Source organism: Enterobacter sp. Sphag1F (genome assembly GCF_014193275.1).
GTDB lineage: Bacteria > Pseudomonadota > Gammaproteobacteria > Enterobacterales > Enterobacteriaceae > Pantoea > Pantoea symbiotica.
Genome location: NZ_JACHZD010000007.1, coordinates 117066 through 136834 on the forward strand (window position 1 = coordinate 117066; position 19769 = coordinate 136834).

General features: G+C 56.5%; 18 protein-coding genes. 4 read left to right on the plus strand and 14 right to left on the minus strand.

The annotated features are described in order from the left end of the window. Positions 1-5 precede the first annotated feature (5 nt). Positions 6-2075, plus strand: coding sequence for a glycine--tRNA ligase subunit beta (glyS, locus tag FHW71_RS20205; RefSeq protein ID WP_154156914.1), 2070 nt, complete (start codon positions 6-8; stop codon positions 2073-2075). Between the two features lie 75 nt (positions 2076-2150). Here the strand turns inward: glyS and FHW71_RS20210 are convergent, their stop codons facing one another. The 9 genes from FHW71_RS20210 to fdnG all read right to left on the minus strand — a co-directional run bounded on the left by FHW71_RS20210 (position 2151) and on the right by fdnG (position 12300). Then, on the minus strand, positions 2151-2438 hold the full coding sequence (locus FHW71_RS20210; protein ID WP_286176375.1) for a type II toxin-antitoxin system RelE/ParE family toxin: 288 nt from the start codon (positions 2436-2438) through the stop codon (positions 2151-2153). Continuing rightward, positions 2425-2709, minus strand: a complete 285-nt coding sequence (locus FHW71_RS20215; protein WP_179452875.1) for a type II toxin-antitoxin system ParD family antitoxin — start codon at positions 2707-2709, stop codon at positions 2425-2427. The genes FHW71_RS20210 and FHW71_RS20215 overlap by 14 nt, the downstream gene beginning before the upstream one ends. A 111-nt stretch (positions 2710-2820) precedes the next feature. Next, a complete protein-coding gene (gene selB / locus FHW71_RS20220; RefSeq protein WP_179452874.1) occupies positions 2821-4674 on the minus strand; it encodes a selenocysteine-specific translation elongation factor in 1854 nt (617 codons plus the stop codon). Further along, complete coding sequence (selA, locus tag FHW71_RS20225) at positions 4671-6050, minus strand: L-seryl-tRNA(Sec) selenium transferase (protein ID WP_179452873.1); 1380 nt, start codon at positions 6048-6050, stop codon at positions 4671-4673. Before selA ends, selB begins: the two co-directional genes overlap by 4 nt. Positions 6051-6058: 8 nt before the next feature. Next, positions 6059-6670 carry a glutathione S-transferase gene (locus FHW71_RS20230; RefSeq protein WP_154194616.1) on the minus strand — a complete coding sequence of 204 codons (612 nt, stop codon included), beginning with the start codon at positions 6668-6670 and terminating at the stop codon, positions 6059-6061. A 104-nt stretch (positions 6671-6774) separates the two neighbouring features. Beyond that, a complete protein-coding gene (gene fdhE / locus FHW71_RS20235; protein ID WP_061719309.1) occupies positions 6775-7701 on the minus strand; it encodes a formate dehydrogenase accessory protein FdhE in 927 nt (308 codons plus the stop codon). Next, positions 7701-8342, minus strand: coding sequence for a formate dehydrogenase cytochrome b556 subunit (fdoI, locus tag FHW71_RS20240; protein ID WP_179452872.1), 642 nt, complete (start codon positions 8340-8342; stop codon positions 7701-7703). Before fdoI ends, fdhE begins: the two co-directional genes overlap by 1 nt. After that, positions 8342-9241 (minus strand): formate dehydrogenase subunit beta, encoded by a 900-nt coding sequence (fdxH, locus tag FHW71_RS20245; RefSeq protein WP_154156908.1) that lies wholly within the window; start codon positions 9239-9241, stop codon positions 8342-8344. Before fdxH ends, fdoI begins: the two co-directional genes overlap by 1 nt. 11 nt (positions 9242-9252) lie before the next feature. Next, on the minus strand, positions 9253-12300 hold the full coding sequence (gene fdnG, locus FHW71_RS20250; protein WP_179452871.1) for a formate dehydrogenase-N subunit alpha: 3048 nt from the start codon (positions 12298-12300) through the stop codon (positions 9253-9255). A gap of 170 nt (positions 12301-12470) precedes the next feature. On the opposite strand from fdnG, the gene fdhD reads away from it, so the two are divergent. Next, a complete protein-coding gene (gene fdhD, locus FHW71_RS20255; RefSeq protein WP_353621005.1) occupies positions 12471-13262 on the plus strand; it encodes a formate dehydrogenase accessory sulfurtransferase FdhD in 792 nt (263 codons plus the stop codon). Here the strand turns inward: fdhD and FHW71_RS20260 are convergent. Beyond that, positions 13259-14035: a DeoR/GlpR family DNA-binding transcription regulator gene (locus FHW71_RS20260; protein ID WP_179452869.1), complete on the minus strand. Its 777-nt coding sequence runs from the start codon at positions 14033-14035 to the stop codon at positions 13259-13261. The two genes, fdhD and FHW71_RS20260, sit on opposite strands and share 4 nt — an antisense overlap. 174 nt (positions 14036-14209) lie before the next feature. Here FHW71_RS20260 and FHW71_RS20265 point away from each other — a divergent pair, with 174 nt between their 5' ends. Next, positions 14210-15550, plus strand: coding sequence for an aspartate aminotransferase family protein (locus FHW71_RS20265; protein WP_179452868.1), 1341 nt, complete (start codon positions 14210-14212; stop codon positions 15548-15550). Positions 15551-15615: 65 nt separating this feature from the next. On the opposite strand, the gene alsE is transcribed toward FHW71_RS20265, so the two are convergent. From alsE to FHW71_RS20285, 4 genes are read right to left on the minus strand one after another with little or no spacing between them, the layout of a single operon-like run. Continuing rightward, positions 15616-16293: a D-allulose 6-phosphate 3-epimerase gene (gene alsE, locus FHW71_RS20270; RefSeq protein WP_154194608.1), complete on the minus strand. Its 678-nt coding sequence runs from the start codon at positions 16291-16293 to the stop codon at positions 15616-15618. Positions 16294-16343: 50 nt separating this feature from the next. Next, the gene (locus FHW71_RS20275) at positions 16344-17603 is read right to left on the minus strand and encodes a PTS ascorbate transporter subunit IIC (protein ID WP_008104676.1); all 1260 of its coding nucleotides are present in this window, start codon (positions 17601-17603) and stop codon (positions 16344-16346) included. A gap of 44 nt (positions 17604-17647) precedes the next feature. Next, positions 17648-17914, minus strand: coding sequence for a PTS sugar transporter subunit IIB (locus FHW71_RS20280; protein WP_008104674.1), 267 nt, complete (start codon positions 17912-17914; stop codon positions 17648-17650). A 15-nt stretch (positions 17915-17929) separates the two neighbouring features. Beyond that, positions 17930-18373, minus strand: coding sequence for a PTS sugar transporter subunit IIA (locus FHW71_RS20285; RefSeq protein ID WP_008104669.1), 444 nt, complete (start codon positions 18371-18373; stop codon positions 17930-17932). 294 nt (positions 18374-18667) lie between these two features. Between FHW71_RS20285 and FHW71_RS20290 the strand changes: the two genes are divergently transcribed. Next, entirely contained in the window at positions 18668-19693 is a 1026-nt protein-coding gene (locus FHW71_RS20290; RefSeq protein WP_061719315.1) for a LacI family DNA-binding transcriptional regulator, read from the plus strand. The last annotated feature ends 76 nt before the right edge of the window (positions 19694-19769 follow it).

The following is a 19769-nucleotide window of genomic DNA, read 5'->3' on the forward strand; positions in this document are numbered from 1 at the left end:
CAGCCATGACCGATAAAACTTTCCTGGTGGAAATTGGCACCGAAGAGTTGCCTCCGAAAGCGCTGCGCAGCCTGGCAGAAGCCTTTGCTGCGCACTTCACCGCTGAACTCGATAGCGCCGGTCTGGCGCACGGCGAAGTGAGCTGGTTTGCTGCTCCGCGTCGTCTGGCGCTGAAAGTGGCCCAGCTGGCTGCCGCGCAGCCGGATCGCGAAGTTGAAAAACGTGGCCCGGCTATCGCCGCCGCGTTTGATGCCGATGGCAACGCCACCAAAGCGGCCGAAGGTTGGGCGCGTGGTAACGGCATCACTGTGGCTCAGGCGGAACGTCTGAGCACGGATAAAGGTGAATGGCTGGTGCATCGCGCCGCTATCACCGGCGAAAGCGCGCAGGCGCTGCTGCCCGCGATGGTTGCTACCGCGCTGAGCAAGCTGCCGATTCCTAAGCTGATGCGCTGGGGCGCGAGCGACGTGCAGTTTGTGCGTCCGGTGCACACCGTTACGCTGCTGCTGGGTGACGAGCTGATCCCCGCGAAGATTCTGGGCATTCAGTCCGGTCGCGTGATTCGCGGCCATCGCTTTATGGGCGAGCCAGAATTCACCATCGACAACGCCGATCAGTATCCGCAGCTGCTGCTGGAACGCGGAAAAGTGGTGGCGGATTACGCGGCGCGTAAAGCCAAAATCAAAGCAGACGCGGAAGCAGCGGCACAGAAGATTGGCGGCATCGCCGATCTGAGCGAAAGCCTGCTGGAAGAAGTGACCTCGCTGGTGGAATGGCCGGTAGTGCTGACGGCGAAATTCGAAGAGAAGTTCCTCGCGGTGCCAGCTGAAGCGCTGGTTTACACCATGAAAGGTGACCAGAAGTACTTCCCGGTGTACGACGCGGCGGGCAAGCTGCTGCCGAATTTCATCTTCGTCACCAACATCGAATCCAAAGATCCTCAGCAGATTATCTCCGGTAACGAGAAGGTGGTGCGCCCGCGTCTGGCGGATGCCGAGTTCTTCTTCAACACCGACCGCAAAAAGCGTCTGGAAGATAATCTGCCGCGTCTGGAAACCGTCCTGTTCCAGAAAGAGCTGGGTACGCTGCGTGATAAAACCGATCGTATTCAGGCGCTGGCTGGCTGGATTGCCGCGCAGATTGGTGCTGATGTGAATCACGCGACCCGCGCGGGTTTGCTGTCAAAATGTGACCTGATGACCAACATGGTGTTCGAGTTCACCGACACCCAGGGCGTGATGGGCATGCACTACGCGCGCCACGATGGCGAAGCGGAAGATGTGGCGGTTGCGCTGAACGAGCAGTATCAACCGCGCTTTGCCGGTGACGATCTGCCGTCAAATCCTGTGGCGTGTGCCGTAGCGATTGCTGACAAGATGGATACCCTTGCGGGCATCTTCGGCATCGGTCAGCATCCGAAAGGCGACAAAGATCCGTTCGCACTGCGCCGTGCCGCGCTGGGCGTGCTGCGCATCATCGTTGAGAAAAACCTGCCGCTCGATCTGCAAACGCTGACCGAAGAAGCGGTGCGCCTCTACGGCAGCAAGTTGAGCAACGGCAAAGTGGTCGATGAAGTGATCGACTTTATGCTGGGCCGTTTCCGTACCTGGTATCAGGAAGAGGGCCACAGCGTTGACACCATTCAGGCGGTGCTGGCACGTCGTCCAACTCGTCCGGCTGATTTCGATGCGCGCATGAAGGCGGTTTCGCACTTCCGTACGCTGGAAGCGGCTGCGACATTGGCCGCTGCCAACAAACGTGTGTCGAACATCCTGGCGAAATCGACTGAAACCCTGAATGACAGCGTGCAGGCTTCCTTGCTGAAAGAGAACGAAGAGATCCAACTGGCGACCTTCGTGACCGCGCTGGGCGATAAGCTGCAGCCGTACTTTGCAGAAGGTCGCTATCAGGATGCGCTGGTTGAGCTGGCGCAGCTGCGTGAAGCGGTGGATAACTTCTTCGATAAAGTGATGGTGAACGCTGACGATCAGGCGGTGCGTATTAACCGTCTGACGCTGCTGGCACAGCTGCGTCAGCTGTTCCTGCAGGTGGCGGATATTTCGCTGCTGCAGTAGTTGGCATGGTCGCCATGAATGGCGACCCTACGAATGGTGATTAACAAGGGGACGAGAAATCGTCCCCTTGTTGTTTTAGAACCATTGTGGATTTGTAATGTGAGATATTGCGTCCTGAGAATGATGCAAAATACGTAGGACTAAAACCTTATCCGGCTCGGTTCGATAAAAAATCACATGCTCACGATGCGGCAGTGCAAAAACGCGCTCTCCTAAATCAATACGCCTGCGACCTAACTCATGTTCAGATAATTGGTTGAAACGTTGATAAATTTTATGCGTATACAGTTCAGCCTTTTTAAGACCAAAGTTGCAATATCCATATAACCAGATTGCCGACAGATCGGTTTCAGCTTCCGGCATTATCCTTATCGTCCTTTTCATCTATGCCTACCCTGGCTCTCATTTTTTTGAGAAAAACATCGATATCAAATTCGACAGGATCTCCGCTATCTAAGCCTTCCTGAATCAACAGCTTTAACTTTTCAAGTTTGGCCGACGCCTGCTTCTCACGCAGCAAGCGTAGCGAGTCGCGCACCACTTCGCTTTGCGTACGGTAGTCGCCGGACTCAACCAGAGATTCAACAAACTCGCGCAGTTCATCGCCTAAATCGATCGTCATGGTACGTGCCATCATCGCCATCCAATGTAAGAGTATTTCTTACATTCTGGCACTTTTTTGCACAACAGGGAATGTGCGTTGCAGCGCAGTTACAAGCTGAACTGCGAGGCAACGCGAGAGATTTTAGTCAGATGAGGCGGGAAACAGGCGTGCGTCACGCAGCAGATGATCGTTGCCACGACGGCGGGTGAAGCCGCTACGGTCGAAGAATTCCAGAATCTGTATCGCCACTTTGCGCCCGGTGCCCAGCTGGTTGCGGAAGTCGGCTGCGCTGGTGCTGCCATCTTGCGCGGCGCGTTGGCGAATCAGATCGGCGAAGATCTGGATCTGGTCGCTGCGATAGTAGCGATCGCGCACGATCGCGGTGATGTGTCCGAGCCGTGCGGCAGTAAGCAGCAGCGATCGAATCGCCTGTTCATCCTGCTGTAGCGCCAGCGCGATATCGCGCACCCACAGCGGCTGGTCGCCAAACAGCGGGCCGACCTGCTGCCAAAGTGTTTCTTCCTGCGGATTAAAGCGCGGTTCGAAATCGGGCAGATGCAGCCAGCCCTGACGCTGTTGCAGCTGGCCTTGCGCCAGCAGCTGGTCAATCAGCGCTAGCACCCATTCGGCAGGCTGATGCGGCATTGCCACGCGACGCAAACGGTCGTGGCCGATGCCCGGCACTTCGGGATGCTGCTGATGAAAATGTGCCAGCGATTCCAGCAGCTTTTGCTGCCAAAGTGCCGCCTGCGCAGCACTCATCAGCGCGTTACCGAGCTGCACCGGCGCTGTGTTCTCAATCAGTGCATCCAGAGCGGGATCGGTAAGCTGGCGCGCCCACGCCAGATCACGCAATTCTGTGGGTTGATACGCCAGATGCGCCTGCAGGCTGGCGTCATCATCTGTTGCGGCGGCCAACTGCTGCAACCAGGCAAGATACTCCGCCTGACGTTTGCCGCGCTTTTTACTGTTGAGCAGCAGCACGCGCGCGCCGCCCAGCGTGTGCTGTGCATTGCTGTCGCGGATAATCAGCCGATCGTTCTCCGCCAGCCACAGCGGTTCGTTCAGGACTATTTCCGCGACATCATCCGCCAGCAGCGTGATGCGTCCGGTGACGTGGCTGGCGGCGTGGTGAATATGAATCGGCTGTGATGCGCTTTTCAGCGGCTGCAGCAAGCGCAGCGCCACGGTTAAGCGCGTGGTGCCTTCCGCTTTTGCCTGTGACAGCAGCCAATCGCCGCGCGCGATCTGCGCTTTTTCCACATCGCCAACGATATTTAATGCGATACGCTCACCGGCCTGCGCCCGCGTCACCGATTGGTTCTGCGCATGTAGCGCACGCACGCGCAGCGGCTGATTCAGGCTGCTGAGCCAAAGGGTATCACCGACGTTCACTTCACCCGTCAGCGCTGTGCCGGTGACCACCAATCCAGTACCTTTCAGCGTGAAGGCGCGATCGATGGCGAGACGAAAACGGTAACGCGGGTCGAAGGCCGGTTCCGCCAGCGTGCTGAGATGCTGTCGCAGCGCGTCGATGCCTTGCTGCGTGTGGCTGCTGGTGACAAATTGCGGTACCGCCAGCCAGCCGAGTTGCTGCGTGAGTTGCGCCACCTGCAGCTGGACTTCCGCGATGCGCGCCTCATCCACGCGATCGGCTTTGGTCAGCGCCACGCTGAGCGGCGGCTGTCCGGCCAAACTCAGCAGCTGCAGATGTTCACGGGTTTGCGGCATTACGCCATCGTCGCAGGCCACCACCAGCAGCGCATGATGAATGCCGCCAATGCCTGCCAGCATATTGGCGAGAAATTTCTCGTGGCCCGGCACATCAATAAACCCCAGCACGCGGCCATCCGGCTGCGGCCAATAGGCGTAGCCGAGATCGATGGTCATGCCGCGCCGTTTCTCTTCCGGCAGGCGATCGGCATCAACGCCGGTTAAGGCCTGTAACAGCGCGGTTTTGCCGTGATCGACGTGTCCAGCGGTGGCAATAATCATGGCGCTATGGCCTGAATCAGCGCGCTTTCATCATCAAGACAGCGTAAATCCAGCCACAGTTTGCCTTCCTGAATGCGGCCAATCACCGGGCGCGCTAAGCTGCGCCAGCGTTGTGACAAGCTGGCAAGCTGGCTGCCGCGACCATCGCGTGGCATGAAGGTGATGGCGAAACTGGCAATACGCTCAACCGGTAGCGATCCGCTGCCGATTTGCGAAGAACAGGGCGCGATCGCTAGCGAAAATTCTTCACCATAAGCCTGTTGTAATGCGGGCATTAATCGTTCAGCCTGCTGCAAAATGTCGTGCGATGAACGGGTCAACAGCCGCAGAGTCGGCAGGGCTTCGCGCAGCGTGTCCGCCTGGCGATAGAGTTGCAGGGTGGCTTCCAGCGCCGCGAGCGTCATTTTATCGACGCGCAGCGCGCGTTTCAGCGGATGCGACTGCAGCTGATCAATCAGCGCCTGCTTGCCGACGATAATGCCGGCCTGCGGACCGCCGAGCAGTTTGTCGCCGGAGAAGCTCACCAGACTGACGCCAGCGGCGATCAGCTGCTGCGGCATCGGTTCGGCGGGCAGACCAAATTCGGTCATATCGACCAGCGAACCGCTGCCAAGATCGGTGATCACCGGCAGTTGATAAGCATCACCCAGCTCAACTAACTCTGCTTCCGTCACCGCATGGGTAAAGCCCTGAATCTGATAATTGCTGGTGTGCACCTTCATCAGCAGGCCGCTGTTTTCCGCGATGGCGGCGCGATAATCTTTCAGATGCGTGCGATTGGTGGTGCCGACTTCCACCAGTTTGCAGCCCGCCTGACGCATTACGTCGGGAATGCGAAAGGCACCGCCAATTTCCACCAGCTCGCCACGCGAGACAATCACTTCGCGTCCCGGTGCTAAAGCAGCCAGCATCAGTAACACGGCGGCAGCATTGTTGTTGACGATGCAGGCCGCTTCCGCGCCGGTTAATTCGCACAGCAGCGCGCTGACCGCACGATCGCGATGGCCGCGCGCCGCATCATCCAGCGCGTATTCCAGCGTGACCGGCTGACGCAGGCAGTTCACCACCGCGTCGATGGCGCGATCGCTCAGCTGCGCGCGGCCGAGATTGGTGTGCAGCACGGTGCCGGTAAGATTGAACACCGGACGCAGCGCACTTTGCTGCTGTTGCAGGCTGCGGCGCAGCGCTTCATCGGGCCAGTTCACGTGCCATTCCGGCAAGGTTTGATGCTGCTGAATGTGCTCGCGCGCTTCCTGCTGCATAGTACGCAGCTGGCGCGTGGCGAAGGCGGTACCGTGATGTGCAAGCAGCGGCTGCAGCGCCGGATCGCGCAGCAGGCTGTCGATCGCGGGCAATTGACTGTAAAGGGTTTTCATCAGGTGACTTAGAGAGTGGGCGGAACGGTGCGGGCAAAGCTTTCGCGCGCAAACAGGTTTTCGGCCAGCTTCACTAGCGCCGGGCGATTCACGCACCAGTTGGGCAGCACGCGGCGGAAATTCAGGTAACCAATCATGCAGCCGGTAGCGATATCGGCCAGATTCAGCGTGCCGCTATTGAGCCATTCGCCCTGGGCGGCGGCGGTTTCCAGCGCATCGAGGCCGCGCTGAATTTTGGCGCGATTGCGCAGCAGCACCTCTTCGGATTGCTGATCGCCGGGACGCATCTGCTCACGCACGATCATCACCGCAGCGTCGTTGATGCCGTCGGCGAGTTTTTCCAGCTGACGGATTTGCAATGCGTGCAGCGCATCATCAGGCAGCAGCGCGGGCGCATCGCCGCGCAGTTCAATCACCTGCGCGATGATTGAGGAGTCGAACCAGGTGAGCTGATTGTCATCAATCAGCGCCGGCACTTTGCCCAGCGGATTGTACTGCGGGACATCGCTGTCATCGGTCCACGGAGAGTGATTAACGAATTCGAAAACCAGGCCTTTTTCCAACAGAATGACTGAAATTTTGCGTACAAAAGGGCTGGTGTAGCTGCCAATCAGTTTCATCGTTCGCCTCCGTGTTGAGCTGCATGGATTTGTGCGTTCATTGAGAAGGTCGCCATGAATGGCGACCCTACAAGGTTGTTGCGAATTTTCGTCGGGGCGAATCCTTAATCGCCGGGGAACATAAACGGATTCAGGCTGCTGCGCGCGAATCCTTCCTGCTCCATGCGGGCATCCAGCACCAGCGAAGCGAGGTCATCTGCCACCGGTTCCACCGCCGGATCTTTTTCCTGGTACAACATCTTCAAATATGTACCGCAGTCGCCACAGCTCTCTGCTTTTACCGCCGCTTTTTCGCTGTCCAGCGACCAGTAATGCAGGTCGCCGGTTTGTTCGCAGTTGGAGCACTTACTGCGCACCACATACCACTCGCTTTCACACAGATTGCAGTGCAGATAGCGCAGTCCTTGCTGGCCCACGCTCATATGCACCACGCTGGTGACCGGCACGCTGGCGCACACCGGGCAAAACTGGCGATGCTCACCGTATTCTGCGCGTGCTTTGCCCGGAATCAGTGCCGCCATTTGCGCCCAGTAAATCGACAACGCCGCCCAGATGAACGGCGATTTATCGCTGCTCACCTGCGCGAAATCGCCTTCCAGCAGCGCATGCGCCAGATTTTCCAGTTCGGTAGTGGAGGCTTTTTCCAGATTCTCCAGCACCGCCAGCGCCTGGCCACTCATCTCCGGCTTCAGCTCAGCGATCAGCGAATGCAGCAGACGTTGCCAGTGCGCATCGCGCGGGTAGGTGTGAATATCGAGCGGCGGCTTGCCCTGCTCGGCGCTCTGCGTCAGCCGTTGCTGCAGGTCGATTTGCAGCGGATGGTCATACAGCACGATCTCCTGCGCCTCGGCGATCACCGCGGCAAAGCGCAGGTAATCACCGAGCGGATTCTTCGCGGCCAGGTCGCGCAAACGTGCCGCACGGCGGCTATACAGATTTTTCAGCCGGGGGAAAAGTAACGGCGGAACTTGCTCCGCCGTGTGCTTTTCGCCTTTCTCCAGCTGGTCCTGCGGGATGATGCGAATACTCATCAGGGACGTTTTTCCTGTTGTGTTTGGCGTTGGCGCTGCTCGCGATACCAGCGTGGGTGATGTTTCTTCGCCCACGCGGCCGGAACCCAGCCCTCAACCATGGCGGTAATGGTGCCTTTTACCCACAACGCGGCGTAAATGTGCACCATAATCACCATGATCAGCGCCACAGCTGAGACCGAATGCACCACTAGCGCGATGCGAATCAGCGGAATAGTAAAGGCGCCGGCAAAGTATGGGCGCCAGATAACAATTCCGCTCACCAGCAGCAAGACTAAGCTGATGATAGCAGCCCAGAACACACACTTCTGCCCGAAGTTGTATTTGCCGGTATCGCCGACCTCTTCGTTTTGCACGATTTTGTGGATGTTTTTCGCCCACACCAGGTCTTCGCGATTGATCAGATTATGTTTCCAATAGCGTAAGAACATGATGATAAAGGCGGCAAACATCACCGTGCCCACAAATGGATGTAGGATACGCGCCAACTGCGGCGTGCCGAGCACGTGCATCAGCCAGTTAAACGACGGGAAAAAGAAGCCCAGTCCGCTCAGCGCGGCGAGCACAAAACAGAACGCCACAATCCAGTGATTGATGCGTTCCGGTGCGCTGTAGCGCACCAGACGATCGCGTTTTTTCATTATTCGCGCTCCTCTTTTTCATGCAGGTTCTCGTCTTCATCCTCTTCCACGCGGTTCGGCCCCACGCCGACGTAATGGAACACGGATGCGGCGAAGGTGGCGGCAAAACCAATCGCCGCCAGCGGTTTCCAGATCCCTTTCCAGAACGTCACCGCCGGGCTGATGCTCGGGTTAGCCGGCAAACCGTGATAGAGCTGCGGTTTGTCGGCGTGGTGCAGCACGTACATTACGTGCGTACCGCCGACGCCTTCCGGATCGTACAAGCCCGCGTTGGCATAGCCGCGCGTGTTGAGCTCGGCCACACGTTCACCCGCCAGCGCCTGCATATCGCTTTTGCTGCCGAAGTGAATCGCGCCGGTCGGACAAGTTTTCACGCACGCCGGTTCCTGACCAACATTGACACGATCGACGCACAGCGTGCATTTATACACGCGGTTGTCCTCTTTATTCATACGCGGCACATCGAACGGACAGCCAGCGATGCAGTAGCCGCAGCCAATGCACTGTTCTGACTGAAAATCGACGATGCCGTTGGCGTACTGAATAATCGCGCCTTCAGATGGACATGCCTTCAGGCAGCCGGGATCGGCGCAGTGCATGCAGCCATCCTTGCGAATCAGCCACTCTAACTTGCCGTTCTCCTCCACTTCTGAGAAGCGCATCACCGTCCAGGATTTGGCGGTCAAATCGGCGGGATTGTCGTACACCCCAACGTTATGTCCCACTTCATCGCGGATATCGTTCCACTCCGAACACGCCACCTGACAAGCTTTGCAGCCGATGCAGGTGGTCACGTCGATCAGTTTCGCCACTTCCTGCTGATGGTTACGCGCCTGCGGGGCAGGCGTGAGTCCATTGGTGGCGGAGCGGCGGATAATGTCTTGAGATTGATAAGCCATATTCGTTCTCCTTACACCTTCTCGACGTTGACCAGGAACGCCTTAAATTCTGGCGTCTGCGTGTTGGCATCACCGACAAACGGCGTCAAGGTGTTGGCAATAAAGCCTTTTTTCGCCACGCCCTGATAACCCCAGTGAATCGGAATGCCGATGGTATCGACGATTTGGCCGTCGACGTTGAGTGGACGGATGCGTTTAGTGACCACCGCTTTGGCTTTGATGTAGCCGCGATTGGAGCTCACTTTCACCGTATCGCCCTGCGCGATGCCGAGCTTGTTGGCCAGCTTCTCGCCGATTTCAATAAACTGTTCCGGCTGCGCGATGGCATTGAGCCGCGCGTGTTTGGTCCAGTAATGGAAATGCTCGGTGAGGCGATAAGTGGTGCCGACATACGGGAACTGCTCCGCCTGGCCCATCGATGCCAAATCATCCTTGAACACGCGCGCCGCCGGATTGGATACCACGTTCGGATGCAGCGGGTTGGTGCCGATCGGTGTTTCAAACGGCTCGTAGTGTTCCGGGAATGGACCTTCAGCCATTTTGTCGAGCGCAAACAGGCGCCCCATGCCTTCCGGCTGCATGATGAACGGCCCAACATCGCTGCCTGGCGCGGCGGCGCTGTAATCCGGCACATCCATGCCGCCCCATTTCGCACCATCCCATTTCAGGATTTGGCGTTTCGGATCCCACGGATTGCCTTGCGGGTCAGCCGAGGCGCGGTTGTAGAGAATGCGGCGGTTAAGCGGCCACGCCCAACTCCAGTTCAGCGTGTTGCCCAAACCGGTGGGATCGGTGTTGTCGCGACGTGCCATTTGGTTGCCGTCCGGCGTCCAGCTGCCGGCGAAAATCCAGCAACCGCTGCTGGTGCTGCCGTCATCTTTCAGATGGGCAAAGGTGCTGAGCTGTTGGCCTTTTTTCACCAACAGCGTGCCTTTGTCATCGAACACATCGGCCAGCGCTTTACCGTTGTTCTCCATCGCCACTTCTTCCGGCGCTGGATTTTCTGGCGTCAGATAGTTCCAGCTCATGTTCAGCACTTGCTCAGGCAGCGCACCGCCTTCACTGGCGTACATTTTGCGCAGGCGTGAATAGATGCCGGAAAGAATTTCACCGTCATTCAGCGCTTCGCCCGGTGCATCCTGACCTTTCCAGTGCCACTGCAGCCAGCGGCCCGAGTTGACGATCGAACCGTTCTCTTCAGCGAAGCAGGTGGAGGGCAAACGGAACACTTCGGTCTGAATTTTTGACGGATCAACGTCGTTAAACTCGTCGTGATTCTCCCAGAAGGTAGCGGTTTCGGTGTTGAGCGGATCGATGGTGACCAGGAACTTCAGCTTCGACAGTGAATCAATCACTTTGCGCTTGTTCGGGAACGATGCCACCGGGTTAAAGCCCTGGCACAGATAGCCGTTGACCTTGCCTTGCGACATCATCTCGAAGTACTGCAGCACGTCGTAGCCTTTATCCCACTTCGGCAACCAGTCGAAGCCCCAGCTGTTCTCTTTCTGGGCTTTGTCGCCGAAGAAGGCTTTCATCTGGCTGACAAAGAATTTTGGATAGTTGCTCCAGTAGTTTACCTGGCCCGGCAGCAGCGCTTTTGGCGTGTTGGCGGCGAGATAGGTTTGCAGATCGGTTTGTTTCTCCGACGGCAAGGTCATGTAACCCGGCAAACTCTGCGACAGCAGACCGAGATCGGTCAGACCCTGAATATTCGAGTGGCCGCGCAGCGCATTGATGCCGCCGCCAATCATGCCCATGTTGCCGAGCAGCAGCTGAATCATCGCCATGGTGCGGATGTTCTGCGCGCCAACCGAGTGCTGTGTCCAGCCGAGCGCATACAGGAATGAGGTGGTGCGATCGCGTGCGCTGGTTTCGCCCAGCAGTTCGCAGACATGCAGGAAGTCATCTTTCGGCGTGCCGCAGATGCGTTCAACAATTTCTGGCGTGTAGCGGCTGACGTGCTGTTTTAAAAGGTTCCACACGCAGCGCGGATGCGTCAGCGTGGTGTCGCGTTTGGCGAAGCCGTCATCGCCTAACTCGTAGTTCCAGCTGGTTTTGTCGTACTTGCGATTCGCTTCGTCGTAACCGCTGAACAGGCCATCTTCAAAATGATAATCCTCACGCACAATCAGGCTGGCGTTGGTGTACGCCTCGACATATTCGCGCTGGATTTTTTCGTTTTGCAGCAGCCACAGCAGTACGCCCGACAGGAAAGTGATGTCGGTGCCCGAACGGATCGGCGTATAGAAATCGGCTACCGATGCGGTTCGTGTGAAGCGCGGATCGATAACAATGATTTTGGCTTTGTTGTGAATTTTGGCTTCCATCGCCCAGCGGAATCCCACTGGATGCGCTTCAGCGGCGTTACCGCCCATCACAACGATCAGATTGGCATTACGGATGTCGACCCAGTGATTGGTCATCGCACCGCGACCAAATGTTGGAGCAAGACTTGCTACCGTTGGTCCGTGTCAAACGCGTGCCTGGTTGTCGACCGCTAACATGCCGAGCGATCGGGTAAATTTCTGAGTTAAGTAACCGGTTTCGTTGCTGGATGCGGAAGCACACAACATGCCGGTGGAGAGCCAACGGTTTACCGTCGTGCCGGCGGCGTTCTGCGCAACGAAGTTAGCGTCTCGGTCGGCTTTCATCAGCTTCGCGATGCGATCAAACGCATCGTCCCAGCTAATGCGCTGCCATTTATTGGAGCCAGGCGCGCGGTATTCCGGGTATTGCAGGCGACTTTCACTGTGGATGAAGTCGAGCAGGCCTGCGCCTTTCGGGCACAATGCGCCGCGGCTCACCGGATGATCCGGATCCCCTTCGATATGGAAAATGGTCTCTTTGGCGTTTTTCGCGCCGTCACCGAGGCTGTACATTAACAAGCCACAGCCAACTGAGCAGTAAGTGCAGGTGTTACGGGTTTCGCGCGCGCGTAGCAGTTTGTACTGCCGCGTTTCCGCCAGCGCTACCTCTGGCGCAAAGCCGAGCAGCGCTGCCGTTGTCCCTGCCATACCGCCAGCACACACCTTGAAGAATTTTCTTCGGCTGACGTTCATGGATTATCCTTTCAACATGATTGATTGTACTTTTGCGGTGCAGTGGATCGGGCGTCACAATAACCCGACGAATATTGCGGCAATAGCGACCTAATAATACCACTACTTTAGTAAGGTTGTTGTATGAGGCGAAAAAAGTGACAGAGAATGAGCAGGAAAGTCACATTAATGTGAATAAGATCTCAGGCGCGGTGCAGGCGCAGGTCCATCAGCGGCGTGATATCAGCCTTGCGGAAACTGACTGGCTGGCCGAGGAAGTGCCGGTGGCGCTGGTGTATAACGGCATTTCGCACGTTGTGATGATGGCGACACCCAATGATTTGGAAGCTTTTGCACTAGGTTTCTCGCTCTCGGAAGGCATTATTGCGCGCCCGGATGAAATCTTCGGCATCGATGTGGTGCCGGGCTGTAACGGTGTTGAAGTGCAGATTGAACTCTCCAGCCGCCGCTTTATGGCGTTGAAAGAGCAGCGCCGCGCCATGGCTGGCCGCACCGGCTGCGGCGTGTGTGGCGTCGAGCAACTCGACCAAATCGGTAAGCCGCTAAAGCCGCTGCCATTCAGCCAAACTTTTGATTTAGCTAACCTCGATAAAGGCCTGGCGCAGTTGCGCGATTACCAGCTGATCGGCAATCTCACCGGCTGCACGCACGCGGCGGCGTGGATGTCGCCAGAAGGTGAATTGCAGGGCGGCTATGAAGATGTGGGTCGCCATGTGGCGCTGGACAAATTGCTGGGGAATCGCAGCCAGCAGCCGTGGCAGCAGGGCGCGGTGCTGGTTTCCAGCCGCGCCAGCTATGAGATGGTGCAGAAATCCGCTATGTGCGGCGTGGAGATTCTGTTTGCGGTTTCGGCGGCAACGCAGCTCGCCGTTGAGGTGGCTGAACGTTGTAATCTCACGCTGGTCGGTTTCAGTAAACCGGGTCGCGCCACGGTTTACAGCCATCCGCAGCGCCTGCGTTAAACCACCTGCACCTGTGGCAACGCCTGTTGCAGCGCCGCCAGCGCGCCAGGTTTGGCCGCGCCGCTGTCGCAAATCAGCAGATCGACTTCCGCAATTGGTGCGTAAACGGTGCGGCTGATCACGCCGAGTTTGCTGTGATCCGCCAGTAAAATGGTGCAATTCGCCTGCTGCACCATGGCGCGGGCAATCGCCGCTTCATGGGGATGAAAGCTGCTGGCACCGTTTTTAGCATCGATGCCGACCGGCGAAAGCAGCGCCACATCGGCGCGATAACGAAAAATTTCGCCGATCGTCATCTCACCGCGCGTTTGCTGCGCGCCTGCCATCATCATGCCGCCAAGCAAAATCACCTGATTATTCAACGTCTCATGCTCTTCCGCTGCGCTCAGCGCCAGCGCGGCCTGCAAACTGTTGGTGATGATGGTTAAACCCGACATGCTGCGCAGCTGTTCGGCCAGCATGGTGGTGGTGGTGCCAGCATCGAGGAACAGCGTTTGGCCGGGCTGAAGATGCTGCGCGGCGGCAACCGCAATCGCGCGTTTCTCTTTCGCCTGCGCGTTGCGGCGCACCTGCAATGGCGGCTCCGGCTGGCTATCTACGGCAACCAAACCGCCATGTACACGCCGCGCCAATCCCTGCGCTTCCAGCTCAATAATGTCGCGCCGCGCGGTTTCGCGCGAAATGCCAAGCTCGTTGATGATGCGTTCGGTGCTGAGCTGATGTTGCGTGGTCAGCAGCGCGCGAATGCGGTGTAAGCGGGTTTCCTGCAGCATGACTTTTCCCTGTGGCGTGTTCAACCTGGGCCTAAGCTTACCTGAGTGTCATGACGCCGTCATGTGTATTTTGTTGTATTTGTGTATTTGGTTGCATTTTTCGCTGAAGCAGGCATGATATTGGCAAACGGCGATTTCGCATGCACCCCTTTCACCTTCGCAACGGGAGTTACCATGGCTACACGTTCTACCATCATGGATACCAACAGTTTTCGTGCTGAGCACGCCGACGGGCTGGATGCGGCAACCCGCAAGCTCACCGACAAGCGCAGCAAAGTGTTGGGCGAGTCGTATCGCCTGTTTTACCGCAAGCCGGTGCACTTAGTGCGCGGCGAAGGGCAGTATTTGTGGGATGCCGCCGGTGATAAATATCTTGATGTGTACAACAACGTGGCGAGCATTGGTCACTGCCATCCGGCGGTAATTGAGGCGGTGAATCAGCAGATGAAGATGCTGAACACCCACACGCGCTATCTGCACGAACGCATTCTCGATTACACCGAAGAGCTGCTGGCGACCACGCCGGATGCCATCGATCGCGCCATGTATATGTGTACCGGTTCGGAAGCCAACGATTTGGCGATCCGCGTGGCGCGTGCTTTCAGCGGCGGCACCGGCATCATCGTGTCGCAGGAGGCGTATCACGGCACCAGCGATCTCACGTCAGGTGTGTCGCCCGCGCTCGGCAGCGGACAGCCGTTGGCGGCAACCACGCGTCTGGTTTCACCGCCGGATGCTTATCGCGTGAATGCGCCGGATCTCGGTGAGTGGTTTGCCAATGAAATTCAGAAGCAGATCGACGATATGAAAGCGCACGGCATTAAGTTTGCCGGCTTCCTCGCTGACTCCATCTTCTCATCCGATGGCGTATTACCGAACCCGCGCGGCTTCCTGCAAAAAGCGGTCGATGTGGTGCATGCCAACGGCGGGATTTTCATCGCCGATGAAGTGCAGCCGGGCTTTGGCCGTACCGGCGATGCGTTCTGGGGCTTTGCGCGTCACGGCGTAGTGCCTGATGTCATCACCACTGGCAAGCCAATGGGCAACGGCATTCCGGTTTCGGGTCTGCTGGCGAAAAGCGATGTCCTTGCCGCGTTCAGTGATGAAATTCCTTACTTCAACACCTTTGGCGGTAATCCGGTGGCGATGGCCGCAGCGCAAGCGGTGTTGACGGTGATTAAGGAAGAGGGCTTGCAGGAGCACAGCCGCGTGGTGGGCGCCAAACTGTTAGGTGAGTTGCAGAAACTGATGGATCGCCATGAATCGATCGGTGACGTGCGCGGTGCAGGTCTGTTTATTGGTTTCGAACTGGTCCAGGACCGCGCCAGCAAAGCACCGGATAAAGCGCTGGCGCTGGATTTGATCGAAAAACTGCGCGAACACCGCGTGCTGACGTCAGTGGCGGGCCCTTACGGTAACGTGCTGAAACTGCGTCCGCCGTTGGCGTTCCAGGAAGCGGATATCGACTGGCTGGTGGGCGCGCTGGATAAGTCGTTGAGTGAGTTGGGGCGGTAAAACGGTCGCTGTGGATAGGGTGCGGTAATGAATAAGGTCGCCATGAATGGCGACCCTACGGGGTATTACGCTGCGGTTTCCTCGGCGAAAATGCTCTCCATTTTCTGCCACGCCTGCGCCACATCGTCATCCAGATTAAACAAGCCTGAAGTTCCCACGATAAACACATCGACGCCGGAAGCGGCGATTTGTTTAAAGGTGCGCGCGTTGCACGAACCATCAATTTCAGTCAGATAGTGATAACCGTGCTCTTCGCGCATGGCGATCAGCTGGCGAATCTTATTTAGCGTTTCCGGAATAAATTTCTGGCCGGCGAAACCCGGATCTACCGACATCACCGTCACTTTATCCAGCAGATGCGCATATTCACGAATACTTTCTGCCGGCGTGGCCGGGTTTAACACCACGCCGCAGCGACGGCCCGCGTCTTTAATCTGCGTCAGCAAGCGGAAGATTTTATTATTGGCGGTTTCCGGGTGGAAGCTAATAATATCTGCACCTGCCTCAATACACATCGGAATAATATCTTCCGGATGATTCACCATTAAATGCACGTCAATCGGCACATCGGTAATTTTACGCAGGTTCTCAATAAAGAACGGCGACAGCGTAATATTCTTCACGTAGCTGCCATCCATAATATCGACATGATAAAAGGCGGCGGTGCTATTCATCGCTTCGACCTGCTCGCGAAAACGCGTGAGATCCATGCACATTAAGGAGGGGGAAAATTTGGCTTGCATAACTTATTTCCTCATTACAAAAACAGCGCCCGCAGGCGCTGTTGATGACATCAATGGAAGAACGAAATAATGTGGCCGAGCACGATACCGACAATGCCGAAGTCGGCATCGCCGAAGGTGGTAGAAGCAAAGCCGAGGTCGCCCATCAGCGGCAGCAGAATCGCTGGCAGGAAGGAGATCAGCAGGCCTTGCACAAAGGCGCCAATCACTGCGCCACGACGTCCGCCGGTGATATTGCCGTAGACGCCAGCAGTTGCACCGCAGAAGAAGTGCGGCACCAGACCCGGAACGATGACGCTCAAACCAAACAGCGGGCACAGGAACATGCTGATCAAACCGGCGGAGAAGCTCGACAGGAAGCCGATGATCACCGCGTTCGGTGCGAACGGGAACACGGTTGGGCAATCCAGCGCCGGTTTGGCGTTGGGTACCAGCTTATCGGCGATGCCTTTAAAGGCCGGCACGATCTCCGCAATCACCATACGCACACCGGCGAGGATGATGTAGACGCCAGCAGCAAAGGTAATCGACTGAATAATGGCGAACACAATGTAGTTCTGGCCGCCACTGATGCTTTCGGTGAACTCTTTACCCGCAACCAGAACCAATGCGATAAACAGAATCATCATGGTCAGCGAAATCGCTACCGATGAGTCGCGCAGGAAGTTGAGGGTTTTCGGCACCTTCAGCTCTTCAATCGACGGGCTGCCTTTACCGACCACTTTGCCGACTAACGCAGAGAGCAGATAACCGGTTGAGCCAAAGTGGCCGAGTGCCAGATCGTCCGAGTTGGTGATTTTGCGGGTGAACGGCTGCAGAATCGCCGGGCACACCACCATCATGGTGCCGAGAATCAGCGAACCAATCAGCACCAGCCAGAAACCGTGTATGCCGCCTACTGACAGAATCACCGCCAGCATCGCCGACATATACAGCGTGTGGTGACCGGTCAGGAAGATGTATTTCAGCGGTGTAATACGCGCCAGCAAGATGTTCACCAGCATACCGAACACCATGATCATGGCGGTTTCGGTGCCGTAACTCTTCTGCGCCAGCGCGGCCATTGCATCGGTATTTGGCACCACGCCCTGAATATTAAACGAGTGCTCAAACAGCTGGCTGAAGATGGTCAATGTGGCCGCAATTAAATTGGCCCCGGCGATGAGAATAACAAAACCCATGATGGTTTTAAGCGTACCGGAAATAACATCAGAAACCGGTTTCTTTTGCAGTAATAAACCAAACAGGGAAAAAAGGCCGACAAGTATTGCGGGTGTTCCAAGAACATCCTTTATAATAAATTGCAGCATAACCTACTCCGTATTAAGTAGCGTGTACTTGCCTTACAAGGTTATTAAATGTTTTCAGCGATAATTTCTTTGATTTTTGCATTATCCAGCAGGTTAGTCAGGCCAACGACTTTCGCGCTGTGTCCGGCTAATTGATCGGCAATATCTTTCGCGGCAATGATTAAATCAGCCTGTTCAGATTTCGCCGAGGTTAAATCGGTATGGCCCACTTCGGCTTCTTTACCCAATTCCGCCACAATCTTCTTCACGTTCATTTCAACAATGAAGCTGCTGCCTAAACCATTTCCGCACACAATCAGCACTTTTTTCATAATAGGGTTCTCTGGTTATTTATTTTCAATGACAGCTTCAATCGCTGACAGGGTAGAAGCCGACAGCAACTGCTGCAGGCGGGATTCGTCGCTGAACACGTCGGCTAATGCGGTGATCATCTGAATATGATCGTCGCCAGACACCGCACACAGCATGATGACCACATAAACCGGATCGTTCTCATCGGCCTGAAAACTCACACCATTTTTCACATGCAGCAGCGACAGGCCGTTTTTGCGCGCGCCTTGTTCCGGGCGGGCATGTGGCATCGCCAGACCCGGCGCCAACACGTAATACGGGCCGAGCTCGGCATGCGAGGTGAAGATGGCATCGAGATAAGCCGGGCTGATGGCTCCCGCGGCCAGCAGCGGTTCGGCGGATAAACGCACCGCTTCCTGCCAGTCGCTAACCTGCTCTACGACACGAATATGTTGCGGTGTTAGCCATTGAGTGAGCATCAGTAATTCCTGTTTATTCGTCGATGGGGTGCAATGTAGGTTATTTTCTCAGCGGTTTTCTGTGATGATTGTCGCAAAAGTTAGCGCTAACACCGTTATTGTTAAAAAACGTGTTATCGCTAACATTTCCTTGCTGCGCGTTTGTCTTCGTTGCAAGCACCTGACATGCTCAGCATTCTGAAAAGATCGCGGGGTGAGGGATGCCCGAAACTGTGGTTTTTCACATGGCGCGTTAACAGATTTGGTTTTAAGCTGCGTCCTGGCAAAAAAGTAGCGAGTAATGCAGGAGATCGCATGACAGAAAAAAAGCGGCGCGGTACCGGCAAAAGTACTTTAGCCGATGTTGCCCGTTTGGTGGGTGTAAGCACCATGACAGCATCGCGTGCGTTGCGCATGCCGGAAAAAGTGTCGCCTGAAATTCGCGCCAAAATCGATGCGGCGGTGATTGAGCTCTCCTATGTGCCGAACGTGCAGGCGAGTAATCTCGCCTCGGCGACATCACGCCTGATCACCATGGTGGTGCCGTCGTTTGCCACGCCGGGCAGTGCGATTGTGTCGGAAGCGCTGCAGGAAGTGCTGCGGCCGCAGGGCTATAACATGATGCTGGCGGAAGCCAATCATTCAGCTGCGGAAGAGAGCGAACTGATTGAAATGCTGCTCTCCTATAATCCGGCGGCGATGGTGCATTTCAATTTCGATAACGCCGCCGAAGCGCATCGTCTGCTGAGCAATTCCGGGTTGCCGGTAATGGATATTGGCGGTGTGCATCAGGACTCGGCGGGGATCAGCATTGGTGTCGATTACGCCAAAGCGATTCGCCAACTTGTGCAAAGCCTGGTCGAGCGCGGTTATCGCAATCTCGGTTTGTTGTGCACGCAAAGTAATAACACCATCTTCCGCCAGCTGCTGAATGGCTGGCACAGCGGCATGCTGGCGATGAATCAGGCGCCGCATCGCGTGGTGACATCGCCGAAAATGCCAACCTTTGCCGCCGGGCACAGCTTGCTGGCAGAAATTCGCCTTACCTGGCCAGAACTGGATGTGCTGATTTGCACCAGCGATGAAGTGGCCTGCGGTGCCATCATGGCGTGCCATGCGGCGGGGATTGCGATTCCCAGCCAGTTGGCGATTGCCAGCATCGGCGGCGGCCCGTTAGCGGCGGTATGCTCGCCGCCGCTGACCAGCATTGTTTTGCCGTATGAAGAGATGGGGCGCACGGCAGGTAAACGTCTGCTGGCGGCTCTCAAAGGCGATGAACCGCCAGCCATCAATGAACTGCCGGTGCAGCTTAAACTGCGCGCCAGCAGCCACAAGGTGTAGCCGTGCGTGCGCACCTTTTCCCAGATTCATCAAATCCTTATCAATTCTAAGGCATTGATAACCCTTTTACGGATCA